17 protein-coding genes are annotated in these 15,373 nt (G+C 45.0%); 11 read left to right on the top strand and 6 right to left on the bottom strand.

Annotated elements, in window-relative coordinates:
• The coding region (locus VP97_RS19480) for an NAD(P)-dependent malic enzyme (protein WP_050183826.1) at positions 1-1,110 on the top strand (1,110 nt) is incomplete at its 5' end.
• Positions 1,111-1,382: 272 nt separating this feature from the next.
• Positions 1,383-1,772 (top strand): sporulation protein, encoded by a 390-nt coding sequence (locus tag VP97_RS19475; RefSeq protein ID WP_050183825.1) that lies wholly within the window; start codon positions 1,383-1,385, stop codon positions 1,770-1,772.
• A gap of 14 nt (positions 1,773-1,786) precedes the next feature.
• On the opposite strand, the gene VP97_RS19470 is transcribed toward VP97_RS19475, so the two are convergent.
• Positions 1,787-2,878, bottom strand: coding sequence for a TDT family transporter (locus VP97_RS19470; RefSeq protein ID WP_050183824.1), 1,092 nt, complete (start codon positions 2,876-2,878; stop codon positions 1,787-1,789).
• 94 nt (positions 2,879-2,972) lie between these two features.
• Positions 2,973-3,245 carry an acylphosphatase gene (locus VP97_RS19465; protein WP_050183823.1) on the bottom strand — a complete coding sequence of 91 codons (273 nt, stop codon included), beginning with the start codon at positions 3,243-3,245 and terminating at the stop codon, positions 2,973-2,975.
• Between the two features lie 348 nt (positions 3,246-3,593).
• On the opposite strand from VP97_RS19465, the gene VP97_RS19460 reads away from it, so the two are divergent.
• From VP97_RS19460 to VP97_RS19440, 5 genes are read left to right on the top strand one after another with little or no spacing between them, the layout of a single operon-like run.
• A complete protein-coding gene (locus VP97_RS19460; protein ID WP_050183822.1) occupies positions 3,594-3,785 on the top strand; it encodes a YwbE family protein in 192 nt (63 codons plus the stop codon).
• Entirely contained in the window at positions 3,782-4,090 is a 309-nt protein-coding gene (locus VP97_RS19455) for an antibiotic biosynthesis monooxygenase family protein (protein WP_050183821.1), read from the top strand. Before VP97_RS19460 ends, VP97_RS19455 begins: the two co-directional genes overlap by 4 nt.
• Positions 4,087-4,446: a hypothetical protein gene (locus VP97_RS19450; RefSeq protein WP_050183820.1), complete on the top strand. Its 360-nt coding sequence runs from the start codon at positions 4,087-4,089 to the stop codon at positions 4,444-4,446. The genes VP97_RS19455 and VP97_RS19450 overlap by 4 nt, the downstream gene beginning before the upstream one ends.
• The gene (locus VP97_RS19445; protein ID WP_050183819.1) at positions 4,443-5,093 is read left to right on the top strand and encodes a cobalamin B12-binding domain-containing protein; all 651 of its coding nucleotides are present in this window, start codon (positions 4,443-4,445) and stop codon (positions 5,091-5,093) included. The genes VP97_RS19450 and VP97_RS19445 overlap by 4 nt, the downstream gene beginning before the upstream one ends.
• Positions 5,080-5,814, top strand: a complete 735-nt coding sequence (locus tag VP97_RS19440) for an STAS domain-containing protein (RefSeq protein ID WP_050183818.1) — start codon at positions 5,080-5,082, stop codon at positions 5,812-5,814. The genes VP97_RS19445 and VP97_RS19440 overlap by 14 nt, the downstream gene beginning before the upstream one ends.
• A gap of 26 nt (positions 5,815-5,840) precedes the next feature.
• On the opposite strand, the gene VP97_RS19435 is transcribed toward VP97_RS19440, so the two are convergent.
• The 3 genes from VP97_RS19435 to VP97_RS19425 form a co-directional block, all read right to left on the bottom strand.
• On the bottom strand, positions 5,841-6,797 hold the full coding sequence (locus VP97_RS19435; protein WP_050183817.1) for an L-lactate dehydrogenase: 957 nt from the start codon (positions 6,795-6,797) through the stop codon (positions 5,841-5,843).
• A gap of 328 nt (positions 6,798-7,125) precedes the next feature.
• The gene (locus tag VP97_RS19430) at positions 7,126-7,920 is read right to left on the bottom strand and encodes a TIGR00266 family protein (RefSeq protein ID WP_050183816.1); all 795 of its coding nucleotides are present in this window, start codon (positions 7,918-7,920) and stop codon (positions 7,126-7,128) included.
• A gap of 82 nt (positions 7,921-8,002) precedes the next feature.
• A complete protein-coding gene (locus tag VP97_RS19425; protein WP_050183815.1) occupies positions 8,003-8,593 on the bottom strand; it encodes a uridine kinase family protein in 591 nt (196 codons plus the stop codon).
• Between the two features lie 95 nt (positions 8,594-8,688).
• Here VP97_RS19425 and VP97_RS19420 point away from each other — a divergent pair, with 95 nt between their 5' ends.
• Positions 8,689-9,141 (top strand): MarR family winged helix-turn-helix transcriptional regulator, encoded by a 453-nt coding sequence (locus tag VP97_RS19420; protein WP_050183814.1) that lies wholly within the window; start codon positions 8,689-8,691, stop codon positions 9,139-9,141.
• A complete protein-coding gene (locus VP97_RS19415) occupies positions 9,138-11,795 on the top strand; it encodes an MMPL family transporter (protein ID WP_050183813.1) in 2,658 nt (885 codons plus the stop codon). The genes VP97_RS19420 and VP97_RS19415 overlap by 4 nt, the downstream gene beginning before the upstream one ends.
• A 37-nt stretch (positions 11,796-11,832) precedes the next feature.
• Here the strand turns inward: VP97_RS19415 and VP97_RS19410 are convergent, their stop codons facing one another.
• Positions 11,833-12,726 (bottom strand): AraC family transcriptional regulator, encoded by an 894-nt coding sequence (locus VP97_RS19410; protein ID WP_050183812.1) that lies wholly within the window; start codon positions 12,724-12,726, stop codon positions 11,833-11,835.
• 129 nt (positions 12,727-12,855) lie between these two features.
• On the opposite strand from VP97_RS19410, the gene melA reads away from it, so the two are divergent.
• Both melA and VP97_RS19400 read left to right on the top strand, forming a co-directional pair.
• Positions 12,856-14,181, top strand: a complete 1,326-nt coding sequence (melA, locus tag VP97_RS19405) for an alpha-glucosidase/alpha-galactosidase (RefSeq protein WP_050183811.1) — start codon at positions 12,856-12,858, stop codon at positions 14,179-14,181.
• A 102-nt stretch (positions 14,182-14,283) separates the two neighbouring features.
• Positions 14,284-15,354 carry a LacI family DNA-binding transcriptional regulator gene (locus tag VP97_RS19400; RefSeq protein WP_050183810.1) on the top strand — a complete coding sequence of 357 codons (1,071 nt, stop codon included), beginning with the start codon at positions 14,284-14,286 and terminating at the stop codon, positions 15,352-15,354.
• The last annotated feature ends 19 nt before the right edge of the window (positions 15,355-15,373 follow it).

The raw sequence follows: 15,373 nt of genomic DNA, 5'->3' as shown, positions 1-15,373 counted from the left end.
GAAGGTTTCCACGTGCAGGCGGTATCAGACGAAGTGCTTCGCGCCCATGAAGGCGGCAAAGTGCAGATGAAAAGCCGGATGCCGATCCAGACACTGGCAGACTTGAGCCGCGTGTACACGCCAGGGGTAGCGGATGTGTGCAAAGTGATTCAGGCAGAGCCGGAAAAAGCAAAAATTTATACAAACATCGGCAACAGTGTGGCGGTTGTCACAGACGGAACGGCCATTTTAGGACTTGGCGATATCGGCCCGGTTGCCGGCATGCCGGTGATGGAAGGGAAAGCGGCGCTGTTTGATCAGCTGGTGGATATTAACGCGATTCCGATCCTACTCGATACCAAAAATCCGGATGAGATTGTTGAGACGGTCAAGCATATTGCGCCTGGCTTCAGCGGGATTCTATTGGAAGATATCGGCTCTCCTCATTGCTTTGAAGTAGAAGAGCGGCTGAAAGCAGAGCTGGATATCCCGGTTATGCACGATGACCAGCACGGCACAGCGGTGGTCACACTGGCCGCGGTGATCTCTGCCTGCAAAAGTGCCGGCGTAGACTTGAAAGAAGCTACAGTTGGCCAAATCGGGCTCGGTGCAGCCGGCCTTGCGATCTGCCGCATGCTGATGGCGTACGGTGTAAAATCCGTGTACGGGGCAGACCTGTCAGAAGAAGCGAAGCAGCGGCTCGAGCAGTATGGCGGTACGCCGGTTAACGATCTTGGCGAACTGATGAACCAGTGCGACATTGTCATTGCAACAACAGGTGTGCAGGGATTGATTAAAAAAGAATGGGTTCAGCAGGGACAGATTATTCTAGCGCTTTCAAACCCGAATCCGGAAATTGCGCCGACAGAAGCGCTCGAAGCAGGTGCGGCTTACGCGGCAGATGGACGCTCTGTCAACAACGTGCTTGGGTTCCCGGGTATTTTCAGAGGCGTATTGAATGCAAAAGCAAATGATGTCACACACCCGATGCTCGTAGCAGCGGCAGAAGCAATCGCTGCCTGCACAAAACCAGGCGATCTTGTGCCGCATCCATTAGACCGGACTGTGCATGAACGTGTGGCAGCGGTAGTGGAACAAGCAGCAATTGCGGAGAAAATCGTGGTGAAGTAACCAGTAATAGACAAGGTATACGAAATCAAGTATGATATGATTATACAATCAAACGAAAACTCCTAAAGGGGAGTAGCTTTTACGGATTGGTCGTCATTTCAGAGTCTTGGCTCTCGGCTTTTCCGGCAGTAATATGCTGTTAGCGAGACCTTTTACCAGGCCGGTAAAAGTCTCGCTTTTTATGAAAAAAACCTTTACTGGCTTCAGTAAAGGTTTTTTTCTGTTTTATTTGTCCATACTAAACACAAATAAAAGGGTGGAGGAACATGATTATGATGTTAAGAAAATATATGTCCCTATTAGGGATCGGTTCAGCTCAAATTGACCTCGTTCTGCCAAAGCAGACGTATAGGCCAGGAGAACAAATTGAAGCCTATTTTCTCATTCAGGGCGGAACAGTAGAGCAGCGGATCAGCCGGATCGACTGTGACCTGATGCTTGAAAATCATGCTGACGAAACAAGTAAAACGATTGAAAGCCGTACTGTTTTATCTACACGTACGATTGCAGCAGAAGAATTAAACAAAGTGCCGTTTACGTTTCGTCTGCCTGAAGTAGTGCCTGTCCCGGGAAGAGATGAATCATACCGCTTTAAAACGAAGCTGACATTTGACCAGGGAGCAGAAAGTGTCGATCAGGACTGGATCAAAATTGTCGTATAAAACAGCGCGTCGTATTAGGCGCGCTGTTTTATATGATTTCGACTTTCCGCCCAGGGAAGAGAATCTTTGAAAAATAAAATACATTCTACTACAAGAAGCAAAATCAAAACGGAAACGCCCGATTGAACAATTATCTGCTGCATCGCTGCAAAAAATGGGGGTGCATCCGTAAAATCAATATGCATGGTGAACATGTAAAACGTGCCGAATGTAAAATTGCGTGCCCACTGCGAAACATGATAACGGCCAATCGCTTCATGCAGCGAATACGCTTGAAGCCGGGCAGCCAGCCGCCACAATTCTATTGCTTCAATAATGAAAAACAGTAATGCTGCCCATATCCACATAACCATAATCACTTCGCGTGTAAAAGCCCCGGACACAATAGCTGCCATACCCGAAATCGACATCGCCCCGTGAATAATGCAGTTTGTATTTTTCCAGCCGTTAAGAATGTCTCCGCGCCGAAAATGCTGAAAGCGGATGATGACGAGAATAAGATTTAAAAAATAAAGAAACAGCCCGCCGGCAATAATCCAGCGGCTGAACGACTGCAGAAGAGGTATTTGAAAAAGGGTGTTAAATACAAGAACAAGTGACTGCGTGCTTACTGTCGATAAAAACACGATGCCATGAATACGTGTATAATACCCCGCCGAAAAAATAACCCGATAGCTTTTTAAGCAGAGTACTAAATAAAACAGCCAAAGCCCCGTATTCAAAAGGGCAATAGTGAAAATAACGGGCTGTAAGGAAGGAAACTGGTGATATAAAACGAGGCACAGAACGGACGTGCCCGCTACCCATGTCCCCACCGCAAAGCTTTGCACAGGGTGGGTTAAATACCGCCTTCGGAAAACGCCCTTCAATGCTGCTTTCATAAAAGTAAAAATTAAAAACAGCCAAATACTAAAAAGAGACATATCAATAATGTAGGAAGGAAGCGTGAGTGCAAGGTCGATCTGTGGGAAAACACCAATAAAAAAAATGCCGATCGCCATGAGCATCGCTCCATAAGAGGCATCAATCCGGGTTCCCCGAAACAAAGGGGATTTCACAATTAAAAGAAGTAAAAATAAAAATAGTCCAAAAAGCAGCCGATACATCACAACAGTCTCCTTTTTCGATCCGTTTACTTGGTTTTAAGAGAAACAAGTATTGGAAATACTTGTTTAATGATAGCAACGGAAAAAAAGAGTGTCAATACTGGATTCGGAATGATGTGAATGATTCGTACGGTACGGATGTTTCTTCAATATGGTGAACGTGTGTAAAATGATTGCCTTTCTTCAGCGCTGCAATAAAAGCATTCATTTGTTCCGGTGTTCCTTCAGCATGAATGGCTACGGCCCCATTATCAAGGTTTTTCACCCACCCTGAAACAGAATGGTCTGCAGCAGTCATTTGAGCAAAATATCGGAAACCGACTCCCTGTACTTTTCCAGAAACCATTAAATAAGGTGCTTGTTTCATAGAAACGCTCCTTTCTGCTTGTTCATACAGTCAGACAAGAACAATTCGATCTTTACTCTTTTGGCGAGTAGTATACCCGTTTCGGGCAGGAAGGTAAACAGAATGGCTATGCTATAAAGTAAAATTTACATAAAGGAGGAGGAGCCATGGGCAAAAGGAAAGAGAACCTGGCCGTGACCTGATGACTGAATGCGTTATTCAACACTGTATTTGGGATTTGAGATTGAAAGACCAGCGTGCACGGTTTTTCTTTCCTTAACGTAACAGCACTTAACCGTTTTTCTTCGATTATTGAGGTGAAAACCTTTATACTAGTAATACTGACAGGAATAAAAAGGGGTATGAGCGATGAACGGACAAAACAGGAGCGACATTAAGCCAGGTATTCAAGTCAATGTAATACTAAAGAAAGATCAACGAACCGGCGCTAAAACAAGGGGTACGGTCAAAGACATCTTAACGAAATCTAGTTTTCATCCACACGGCATTAAAGTCCGTCTTGAAGATGGGCAAGTCGGTCGTGTATGTGATATTTTATGAGCTATATCGTCCATTCGGTTGTAAACGTGCCAGCGGATAAAGTTGATGAAACAATCTCGATTTATCAAAACCGTTCCAAGCTTGTGGACGAGTATGAAGGCTTCGTCTCTTTTCATCTGCTTCAAAATGAAAAGCGGCCATCTGAATTAACGGTTCAGCTCGTCTGGGAAACAAAAGAGGCATATATGAAATGGGTGACCAGCGAAGCTTTTCAAAAAGTACATGATTTAGAAAAAAATTACCCGGATCAGGAACTTGCATCCGTTGTTCCGAAAGTGCAGAAGTATCGCGTGGTGGCCACATGAAGCAAAGTCAGATTGATCAGTACATTGATGTGATCATGGATGGAATGTATCGTGATTATCCGGAACTGGAAGAGCGGTTTGGTGAATACGGAAAAGTAAAATGCCGTGAAGATAACCAGCATCATTTTGATCATTTGAAAACAGCTTTTACACTCGAAAACGGGCAGTTTTTTATTGATTATGCGCACTGGCTGACGAACCTGCTCGTTTCGCGTGGAATGAAAGCAGCCCATGTAATCGATAATTTTGAGCGCATTCATGATGTTTTAAAGGATGAACATTCGGATGAGGTTTTATTTTACAGAACAATACTTATGGAGGCGATCGCTGTTATTGAAAGAAGGGAAGCGAAATGAACACGGAAGCAGTAAAACTTGCGCATCTGCTGCTTGAGGGTGATGCCGATGCAAGCTTTGCTTTTTTATGTGATCTTCGTGAACAAGGATGGCCATCTGTAGATATTTATCAACGAATTGTTAGCGGCGCTATGCAGCATATTGGTGAGCTCTGGGAGCAGGATCATATTTCTGTAGCAGACGAGCATTTAGCGACTGCTACATGTGACTTTATGATTTCCCGCTACCACGCACAAACGAAACAAAAAAAACTGGGACATAAAGCGATGTTTTTATGCGTAGCGGAAGAACAGCATACACTCGGCATGCGGATGGCGTCGCTGCTATTTGAGGAAAACGGCTGGAAAACAAAAATGATGGGCGCAAACCTGCCGCTTGAGCACGCAGTTTCTGCTGCGCAAAAGTGGCAGCCAGACGTTATTTGTTTATCCGTCACCATTTTGTACCATGTCCCAGTACTTAAAATGTACGCAGAAACATTAGAATCACTACCTTTTCATCCAAAAATTATGGTGGGAAGCCGGCTTTTATCGATGTACGATTTATCACCTTATTGCACACCGAACACGCTTTTTATGACGGACTATAAGAAGCTGATTGGCTGGATGAATGATCAAAGCGAGGGGAAAGCAAGTGGGGCATCTTAAATCTATGCCGCTTCCGACTTTTCGAATAGATCGAGCGCTCCATGTTCTTGAGTGTTCTGATTCGGCGGTCCGCCGATTTGGAAACCAGTGGCATTTAGCATCGATTGTAGACGAAGGAAGCCAGCGGAAATTAATGAAACTGCAAGAACAATCTACAACGGTTGAAATGGCTCTTTTAACTGTTGGATTAAAGCCCGAAGCTTTTTCGGTATCCATTCAATGGGAAACAGACGAAGCCTATGTTCAATGTGTTGAGCTTGACCGCAAGCTTGCCCGTTTAGAACAAATGGTTCGTCAGCAGCAGCAGAGGCTTGCTGAAGCCGATTTTCAGCTTATGGAAAAAAAGGAAGAAGCCGAGGCTGTGCTCGTTAAAATGAAAGAACGCTCTGCACCACTTATCGCGTTGAGCAACAGTACAGCGCTGATACCGATGTTCGGCGATTTAGATTCTGCCCTGATGGAGCACACAAAAGATGCTCTGTCACACGGTTTTTATGAGAGAGATTTTGAGCAGCTGTACATTGACTTTACAGCGGTTGATACCATTACGATGTCAGGTATTGAACAGTTTAACCAGCTTGTGGACATCCTGCTTTTACTTGATGCAAGTATTCGAATTGTGGGTGTTAAGCCCACACATGCGCCGTTTTTAAAAAATCATAGACACAGTGGCCTTATATATGCAAGCTCGATTCAAATTAAAAGCGAAAGCCTTTCGTGAAGCCAGGGCTTTCGCTTTTTAGTTTCTTATTCTTTCCAAAATGGTTCTTGAACTTTTTTCAAGGTTTGAACACTGTGATCGAACAATTCTTTTTCTCGTTGACTGAGTGGAATTTCCACTACATCCCGGATGCCATAGCGATTAATAACAGCAGGCACGCCGATATATACATCATGATGGCCAAATTCTCCTTCAAGAAGAGCAGAAACAGTCAGCACAACATCTTGATTTTGCAGGATCGCCCGAGAAATACGAGTAAGTCCCATCGCAATTCCATAATAAGTGGAGCCCTTTGCTTCGATAATTTCATACGCCGCGTCTCGAACCTGTACGGCAATTTCCTTCATTTTTTCTTCCTGATCTTCACTTTCATCCCGTGCCAGGTAATCTTTCAGCGGAATACCAGCAATATTAGCGCTGCTCCAGACAGCTACTTCTGTATCACCATGCTCGCCAATAATAGAGGCATGGACGCTGTGAGGTGCCACGCCAAAGTTTTCGCCAAGCAGGTAACGGAAGCGTGCCGTATCTAGTATGGTGCCAGAGCCAATGACGCGCTCTTTTGGCAGGCCGGAAAACCTCCAGGTAGCATATGTTAAAATATCAACTGGATTTGTAGCAATCAGAAAAATGCCATCAAAGCCGGAATCCATTACCTGACCGACAATGTTTTTGAAAATGGCCATATTCTTTTCCACCAGCTCGAGGCGCGTTTCCCCCGGCTTCTGATTAGCGCCTGCGCAGATCACAACGAGAGCTGCATCCATGCAGTCTGTATATTTACCAAAGCTTACTTTCGTAGAAGTAGGAGCATAGAGGACGCCATGATTCAAATCCATTACATCGCCCATTGACTTTTGTTCGTTTACATCAATCAAGACCAGCTCATCGCATACCCCTTGATTTAACATGGAAAACGCATAGCTTGATCCCACTGCGCCTGTCCCGATAAGAACGACTTTGTTGCTTCTGATTTCAATCATCCTACAACACTCCTTTGTTTGATAAGCACGGAACTTTATTCGTCTTTTTTTGATTTTATTCAAAAGTGCATTATAACCGCTTCTTTCTGGATTTTAATTCCATTTTAGATAGTGCCACAGGACACACTTGCATGTATAAACCTTTTACAGTATTTCCTCGGCCGCATCCAGATAAAACGGTAAAAAAGTTATGGGAAAGAGCTGCGAGAAAACGGCTGAAAATCAAGATGAGAGCTCTGCAGCAAGAACAGTCAGTTTCCTTTTTAAGATAACCAAAGCGAAAAAGCCGGTGTTCTCGATTAGGAACACCGGCTTTTTCAAAATCGAATTAGTCATTATCGCCGCCGATAAAATCAAACATGCCGGCAAGGCCGCCTTCACCTTTTGATCCGCCGCTTTGCGGCATAGCTGCAAATACACGGCTTGCCAGGCGGCTGAATGGAAGAGACTGTACCCAGACCGTTCCAGGTCCTTGCAATGTTGCAAGAAACAAGCCTTCACCACCAAAAAGAGCCGTTTTTACGCCGCCGACTGCTTCAATGCTATAGTCTACATTACCAGTCATGGCGACGAGGCAGCCTGTATCCAAACGGATCAATTCACCTGGAGCGAGTGTTTTTTCATAAATGGTTCCGCCGGCGTGAACAAACGCCATTCCGTCACCTTCAAGCTTTTGCATGATAAAGCCTTCACCGCCGAAAAAGCCTGTGCCAAGCTTGCGCTGCAATTCAATGCCGACCGAGACACCCTTGGCCGCTGCGAGAAATGCATCTTTTTGACAGATAATTTTGCCTTGATGCTCGCTTAAGTCCATTGGAACAATTTTACCTGGATAAGGCGAAGCAAATGAAACGTGCTTTTTACCGCTGCCTTCATTGGTAAATGTGGTCATAAACAGGCTTTCACCAGTCAGCATCCGCTTTCCGGCACCGAGCAGCTTGCCCATCAAGCCGCTGCCGCGATTTGAAGACCCATCGCCAAAAATCGTTTCCATTCGAATGCCATCATCCATCATCATTAAACTGCCGGCTTCAGCGACAACCGTTTCTTTTGGATCAAGCTCTACCTGTACAAACTGCATATCGTCGCCAAATAATTTAAAATCAATCTCGTGGTTATTCATGTTTTATCCTCCTTGTTGTCAGTTGAACGTACGGTTCGTTCGCATAAAAAGTTTCAGTTTAATAAAAAAATTTTACAGAGGTTTAATTGCGAGCAGAAAGAATAACGATATCATTTCCGCCTGTTCCGCTAATAACAAGATCTGCTGAGCCTGCAGGGTTTTGTTCATGCATATACACTTTCTCTGCCGGCATCCAGAAGTCCTCCCACAGGTGGCGTTTTTCCTCACCGTCCCGCTCAATCCCTCGCTCAAGCCGGATATCTTCCGGACTTTCTACCCAAATCTTAAATTGATAATAGGGCAGTAAGTGGCTGGTCATTGTATAGCAGCCTTCTACGATTACAAATCCGCCTGCCGGCACGTCATAAGCTTCTGCAAGCTGATCTGTTTCCCAGTCGTATCGTTCGTATCGTGCCGGATTGTTTTGACTGAGTGGCTTTAACACCTGTTCTTCCAATCTTTTCAAATCCCAGCTGCCTCCAATTTCGTTGCTGCGTTTGCCTGACAACTGATAGAAATCATCCGCATGAACGATCGCTGACCTGCTGTCAAGCGCCAGCTGCAGCGAGCGTGCAAGTGTGCTTTTTCCGGCACCGCCTCCACCATCAATCGCAATCAGATATGTTTGCTGTTCTTTCTTGCCAAACAAAGCGGTTAATCTATTAATATTCATGAAAAATCCCCTTCCCTTAAAAATTATACCTTATCTGTTGACGGATAACTGTTTACCCCCTAAACTAAGTATAAGAAGTTTAGGGGGTAAACAGTATGGAGAAACAGCTACGTGAAGCAGTGGAGTTGTTTGAGGAAGTCATCGTTTACGGAACCGAGCGAATCCTCAAGTCGATTGATGATCCCATTGTGCATGAATTTTCACCGGAACAAATTCAAATGATGAAAATTATCGAAAAGCATGGGCCCATTACGTCGGGCAGCCTGGCGGTGATGCAGGGAGTGCATAAAAGTGCGATTTCCAATCGTATGAAAAAGCTGGAGGAAAAAGGACTGATTCAAATGGTGAAATCAGAAAGCGACCAGCGGACAAAATGGATAGAGCTGACGAAGGAAGGCCGGGAGTTTATTCAAAAAACGAGAGAATGTGTTTCGGACTTTATTTCTTCGCTTCTATCAAGCCATATTGATGAACAGGAAGTGGAGCAGTTTGTGAATATGTTCCGCAAGCTAAAAGAAATTATAAAGATAGGTGAGGATCATCGATGAGAAGGATTATTCAATGGCGCTGGCCGATTTTTGTCAGCCTGCTTGTTTTAACGGCCGCTCTGTTTTTGCTGGCGCCCAATTTATCCAAGCAGGCTGAACAGGCGGGGTCATTCCAGCTGCCGGGTACAGCTGATTCACAGCGGGCAGCCGATCTGCTTGAACAGGCTGGAGCCGGCGAAGAAACCATTTCGCTTGTTTTCCAGCTGGATCAGCCGCTCACGGAACAGGCCCGCCAGTCCATTGCCGAAAGTGTGGCATCCCTTGAGAAAATGGACGGACCGATTACAGGTGTAATGGATCCATTTGAAAGTGAAGAAATAGAAAAGCAGCTTGTATCAAAGGATCAAAAAACCGTTCTTGTGCCAGTTACAGTAGATGGAACACAGGATGACATTAATCGTCTGGCCGATGAAATCCGCACGAAAGTGCTGCCGGATGATCTGACAGCCTACGTAACAGGTGAAGCCATCATTAATAACGATGTAAATGAAAGCTCACAGGAGGGTCTCAAGCGGACCGAGCTGATTACAGTCGGCTTAATTTTTGTTTTGCTTTTAGCTGTTTTCCGCTCGATTGTCACACCGCTTATTCCGCTTGCAGCCGTTGGCTTTACGTATCTGCTCAGCCAGTCGATCGTGGCATTCTTTATCGACTGGTTTGGTTTTCCAGTTTCAAACTACACGCAGATTTTTCTCGTTGCGGTACTGTTTGGAATCGGAACAGATTACTGCATCCTGCTCCTCAGCCGTTATAAAGAAGAGCTGCAGGCAGGCCATTCAGTTGAAGATGCAATTGTGAATACGTACAAAACAGCCGGACGGACGCTTTTGATCAGTGGTATTGCCGTATTTATCGGTTTTTCAGCAATTGGCTTTGCGGACTTCCCGATTTTCAAGTCAGCGGTTGGCGTTGCTGTTGGGATTGCTGTCCTGCTCGTTGTACTATTTACAATTGTGCCGTTTTTCATGGCTACGCTAAAAGAAAAGCTTTTTTGGCCATCGAAAAAGTCTGCCACGCACGACGACAGCAAGCTGTGGGCGTGGTTCAGCAAACTATCTGTTCGTCGCCCGCTTCTTTCCATGCTAGTGGTTGCGCTTATTACCGTCCCGCTTTTATTTACCTATGATGGTAAGCTGTCGTTTAATACGGTAGATGAGATTGGCAGTGACTATGAATCTGTGAAAGGGCTGGATGCCATAGCAGAAGGATTTGGCCAGGGGGATTCGCTTCCGGTCACAGTGCTCGTCAGTAATAAAGGCGATATGGTGACCGAAGAAACAGTGCCATATCTTGAATCAATCAGCAAAGATATTTTAAAAGTAGATGGTGTTGAAGCAGTGCGGACTCTCACTCGGCCAACGGGCGAAGCGCTGAATGATTTATATGTAGATAACCAGCTCGGCCTGCTGACAGACGGTCTTATAGAAGCACGTGACGGTTTATTGCAGGTTCAGGATGGCCTTACTAATGTGGAAGGCGGGCTGACGCAGGCAGAAGGGCAGCTTCCATCAGGAGGGGAAGCTGCGTCCGGTGCCCAGGGTCTGCAGCAGGCAGCAGCAGGAATCGGGCAGATAAATGAACAACTCGGCCGTATTTCTGCAGGTATTGAGCAGTCCGGCAATGCGGAACAGGCAGCTGCTCAAATTAGCGCTATTCAACCGCAGCTTACCCAGATCAGCCAGGGAATCGATGCTGCGGCAGGAGAGCTTGAAGGGACAGCAGGACAGGTCGGTCAGCTCGGCGGCGGTCTATCCCAGCTTGCTGATGGAGTGGGAAATGCAAACAGTGGCCTGGGAGAGATTGCAGAAGGCCTTACAAGAGCTGCTCAAACAACTCGGTCTATGAGCCAATCGGACAGTGTTCGTAATACAGGTATGTACATCCCTAATGGTACACTTGAGAAAAAAGAATTTAAGGATGTATTGGACCGCTACACGCTGGATGGCCAAAAAACGATTAAACTAGAGGTTGTATTATCGGAAGATCCATATTCTCCTCAAGCAATTGACAGTATAGAAGAAGTAAAGCAGGCTGTGCAGCAGTCTGTCATCGATACTCCATTCGAAGGTGCAGAATTGGCGTACAGCGGTATTTCTAGTGTAAACAGTGATTTAAAAGAAATTTCATCGAACGACTTCAGTCGCACGGTGATCATTATGCTCGTCAGCTTGTTTGTTGTTCTTACACTGCTGTTCCGTTCTGTTATTATGCCGCTTTATATGATCGGTTCACTGCTTTTAACGTATTATACGTCAGTCGCCGCAGCGGAATTAATCTTTGTGAATGTACTTGGATATGATGGCGTCAGCTGGGCTGTTCCGTTTTTCGGATTTGTCATGCTGGTGGCATTGGGAATTGACTACTCCATTTTTCTGCTCGACCGTTTCCGTGAAGAAGCACGAGATGGTATCAGTGTTCAGCAGGCAATGGCAGTATCAATGGCTAAAATGGGCAGCGTTATTATCACGGCCGCGATTATTTTGGCCGGCACATTCGGTGCGATGATGCCGTCCGGGGTTCTCAGCCTCGTTCAAATTGCAACGATCGTCATTACTGGTCTTCTGCTGTACGGCTTAATTGTCCTACCGCTGTTGATCCCAGCAGTCACCGTTTCCTTTAACCAGGGAGTCTGGTGGCCATTCAAGCGAAAATAAAAAAAGCTGCTCCGTTATTGCGGAGCAGCTTTTTTGCTTAATCGATAATAACGTGCTGAAAGTCTGTCATTTTTTTGTCACGACGAAAGCTGTCGGCAGACATGCCGATCATCTTTTTAAATACCTTGCTGAAGTAGTTAGCATTGTCATAGCCGGTCTGAAGAGCGATTTCATGAATGGTTTTGTTTGTCGTTGTTAATAGCTCCATCGCTTTTTGCATACGGAGTTTAGCCAAATGCTGAATCGGTGTAGTGTGCATATGCTTTTGAAACTTGTTTGTAAAGTAATACTTGGAAAGCCCGGCATGATGGGCAATTTCGTCAAGAGACAAAGGCTGATCATAATGAGCGGCCATAAATTGCAGCGCCGTCCGGATGTCATCCGGAATGCTTGCTTTTGGCTGGTCCAGTCCTCTGGCAAACCGGTATAGCCCCATAATAAATTCGTACGCGCGGGCAGAAGAAGTAAATGTGTCTTCAATACCTTCTTTCAGGGCAAATTGATAGATTTTCTGCAGCAAAAAAACAAGCGGAGCAGCATCTGCCAGCTGAACAACAGGGCCGAGCTCGTTTAGTAAGTGAGTCCAGCATTCTTTTGCTTTCGTTCCTTCCAGTGTAATAAAGAGAAACTCCCATTCTGAACTTTCCGCTGGCAGGTAGTAGCAATGGTTACTCGGAACTTCTGCGATAAAAGCTTCACCCGGCCGGACCGCCATCGTCTGGTCTCCGACATGGATTGCTCCCCAGCCTTTTACGGTATATTGAAAAATAAACGTGTTATGGTCGTTTGGCCGCATGCGCCCGTCCCAATAATAATCGGTGGAAGTGCGTTTTTCAAAGCCGATCGAAGCAATACGGGCTGAATTTGTTAAAGGCTCCTTTGAATGGTGATAAACAAAACTATGATGAGGATCATTCGGGAGAGAGAACAATATATTACCCCTTTTCCGATTTTATTTACCATTGTTTAAAAAATGAAAGCGTTATATTATTTGGTATAAGAAATACATTAATTAAAATTTACTAAAATTTCAACATGAACTTTTAATGGAGGCGGGCAAATGAAGAAAATTACGTTTATTGGTGCAGGAAGCACGATTTTTACGAAAAATGTATTAGGTGACTGCATGATGTCCCCGGCACTTCAGGACTTTGAATTTGCGCTGTTTGATATTGATGAAAATCGCCTGTCAGAGTCGGAAGTACTGCTTAACGCGCTGAAGAATACGCTAAAAGCTGGCGTCACGATCAACACATACACAGACCGTAAAGAAGCATTAAAAGGCGCAAAGTACGTGATTAACGCGATTCAGGTTGGAGGCTACAAGCCAAGTACAGTAATCGATTTTGAGATTCCAAAAAAATATGGCCTGCGTCAGACAATCGCGGACACAATTGGTATTGGTGGCTTGTTCCGGGCGCTGCGTACAATCCCGGTTATGCTTGATATTGCAAAGGATATAGAAGAGGTTTGCCCGGATGCATGGCTTCTAAATTACACAAATCCAATGGCTACATTAACCGGCGCGGTTTCCCGCTATACAAAAGTAAAAATGGTTGGACTTTGCCACAGTGTACAGGTATGTACAAGAGACCTGCTGAAAGACCTTGACATTCCGCATGAAAATATCGAAGAGCGTATCGCTGGCATTAACCATATGGCATGGCTGCTTGAAATCAAAGCCAATGGAAAAGATCTTTATCCAGAAATTAAAAGAAGAGCAAAAGAAAAGCAGCAAACAAAGCATCATGACATGGTCCGTTACGAGCTGATGGATAAATTCGGCTTTTATGTGACAGAATCTTCTGAACATAATGCAGAATACCATCCGTTCTTTATTAAAGAAAAGTACCCAGAATTAATTGAGCGTTTTAATATTCCACTCGATGAATACCCGCGCCGCTGCGAAGAGCAGATTGAAAACTGGCTGAAAACAAAAGAAGAGCTGATGAATGACCAAAACTTGAATCATGAACGCTCACATGAATATGGCTCGCGTATTATTGAAGCGATGGAAACAAACCAGCCGTTTGTGTTTGGCGGAAATGTTCTGAATACAGGCGGACTGATTTCAAACCTGCCGGAAAAAGCGGTGGTGGAAGTGCCGTGCATTGCTAATCGAAACGGTATTACTCCGGCTTATATGGGTGAACTGCCTGAACAGCTTGCGGCGTTGAACCGCTCTAACATTAACACGCAGCTTTTAACAATTGAAGCAGCGATTACAAAATCGACAGAGAAAATTTATCAGGCAGCCATGCTTGACCCACACACAGCAGCAGAGCTGTCGATGGATGACATTATCAGCTTGTGTGATGACTTAATTGAAGCACATGGCGACATGCTGCCGGAATATCAATCTTCTAAACAGCCGATCAGACAGTAAAACTGTCTGATTTTTCGAAAAAATATTTTGTAAGCGCTTATCATACGTGTTATGATCGTTTTAAGAAGTAAAATTTACTAAACGATCAGTGAGGGATGCCGCATGGTAACAATCAAAGATATTGCTAAACGGATAAATGTATCTCCTTCAACCGTATCGAGAGTGTTAAATCACGACGAAACACTTTCCGCTTCTCCGGAAACAAAACAAAAGATTTTTGATACAGCAAAAGAGCTGAACTACCGGACGGTTAAAAGCAGACGGCTGCAAAGCCAGTCACAGACACAGGAAAGACTGAAGCATGAAACGGTTCATATCGGTATGGTGCTTTTGCAATCAAAAGAAGAAGAAGCAAGTGATCCATACTGGCTTTCTATCCGTGAAGGCATTGAAAAAGAATGTGCAGTCCGGGGGATCAGCTCCTTAAAGCTTATCCGTCTTCAGCAAATGATAAAAGCAAGAGAAGAACTGGCTGAGCTCGACGGCCTGCTCGTAGTAGGCAGAATTGATTACTTGATCTTACAGACAATTCGCGAGTATAACCGCAACATCGTGTTGATCAATCAGGATGCCTACGAAGATCAATACGATTCGATTATTTTTGATTATGAAAAAGCCGCGAGTCAAGCAATGGATCATTTAGCAGCCCAGGGTTATAAAAGAATCGGTTATATTGGCGGCACTGAAAGAATTTCAATCGAGCAGGAGCAATCGTTAAAAAAGATTTATACACCTGATGCAAGAAAAACGATTTATGAAAGCAAGTTGAAGCAGCGTGGCTTATATGATCCAGGCCTGCTGTTTATTAAAGAGTATTCGATTCAGTCCGGCTACGATTTAATGAAGGAAGCCATTGAGCAGGGAAACGTGCCGGACGCTTTTTTCATTGCCAGTGATTCGATGGCCATTGGCGCGCTGCGGGCTCTTCATGAAGCCGGCATTCGTGTGCCGGATGACACTGCGATTGTCAGCTTCAACGACATTGAAATGGCTCAATTTACATCGCCGCCGCTGACAACTGTTAAAATACCGACCGAGGAAATGGGACGGCTTGGCGTCCGGATCATGCTTGACCGGCTGGATGGGCGGGAAATGCCGATTAAAATTATGGTGCCAACAGGGCTGATTGTACGTGAAAGCTGCGGAGCACTGCACCAGCAGGAACGACAATAATATCGAACGAAAATCGGAG

This window comes from Domibacillus robiginosus, from assembly GCF_000966195.1.
GTDB lineage: Bacteria > Bacillota > Bacilli > Bacillales > Domibacillaceae > Domibacillus > Domibacillus robiginosus.
Note: the sequence above shows the minus strand (reverse complement) of the source record. Positions and strands in the feature narration are given on the sequence as shown.

Bases quoted from the DNA above. Each gene is read 5' to 3' on its own strand.
- VP97_RS19445 (WP_050183819.1), top strand. From the start codon at position 4,443: ATGAACACGGAAGCAGTAAAACTTGCGCATCTGCTGCTTGAGGGTGAT.
- melA (WP_050183811.1), top strand. From the start codon at position 12,856: ATGAAGAAAATTACGTTTATTGGTGCAGGAAGCACGATTTTTACGAAA.
- VP97_RS19430 (WP_050183816.1), bottom strand. From the start codon at position 7,920: ATGAATAACCACGAGATTGATTTTAAATTATTTGGCGACGATATGCAG.
- VP97_RS19415 (WP_050183813.1), top strand. From the start codon at position 9,138: ATGAGAAGGATTATTCAATGGCGCTGGCCGATTTTTGTCAGCCTGCTT.
- VP97_RS19420 (WP_050183814.1), top strand. From the start codon at position 8,689: ATGGAGAAACAGCTACGTGAAGCAGTGGAGTTGTTTGAGGAAGTCATC.
- VP97_RS19455 (WP_050183821.1), top strand. From the start codon at position 3,782: ATGAGCTATATCGTCCATTCGGTTGTAAACGTGCCAGCGGATAAAGTT.
- VP97_RS19470 (WP_050183824.1), bottom strand. From the start codon at position 2,878: ATGTATCGGCTGCTTTTTGGACTATTTTTATTTTTACTTCTTTTAATT.
- VP97_RS19425 (WP_050183815.1), bottom strand. From the start codon at position 8,593: ATGAATATTAATAGATTAACCGCTTTGTTTGGCAAGAAAGAACAGCAA.
- VP97_RS19400 (WP_050183810.1), top strand. From the start codon at position 14,284: ATGGTAACAATCAAAGATATTGCTAAACGGATAAATGTATCTCCTTCA.
- VP97_RS19475 (WP_050183825.1), top strand. From the start codon at position 1,383: ATGATGTTAAGAAAATATATGTCCCTATTAGGGATCGGTTCAGCTCAA.
- VP97_RS19465 (WP_050183823.1), bottom strand. From the start codon at position 3,245: ATGAAACAAGCACCTTATTTAATGGTTTCTGGAAAAGTACAGGGAGTC.
- VP97_RS19450 (WP_050183820.1), top strand. From the start codon at position 4,087: ATGAAGCAAAGTCAGATTGATCAGTACATTGATGTGATCATGGATGGA.
- VP97_RS19460 (WP_050183822.1), top strand. From the start codon at position 3,594: ATGAACGGACAAAACAGGAGCGACATTAAGCCAGGTATTCAAGTCAAT.
- VP97_RS19435 (WP_050183817.1), bottom strand. From the start codon at position 6,797: ATGATTGAAATCAGAAGCAACAAAGTCGTTCTTATCGGGACAGGCGCA.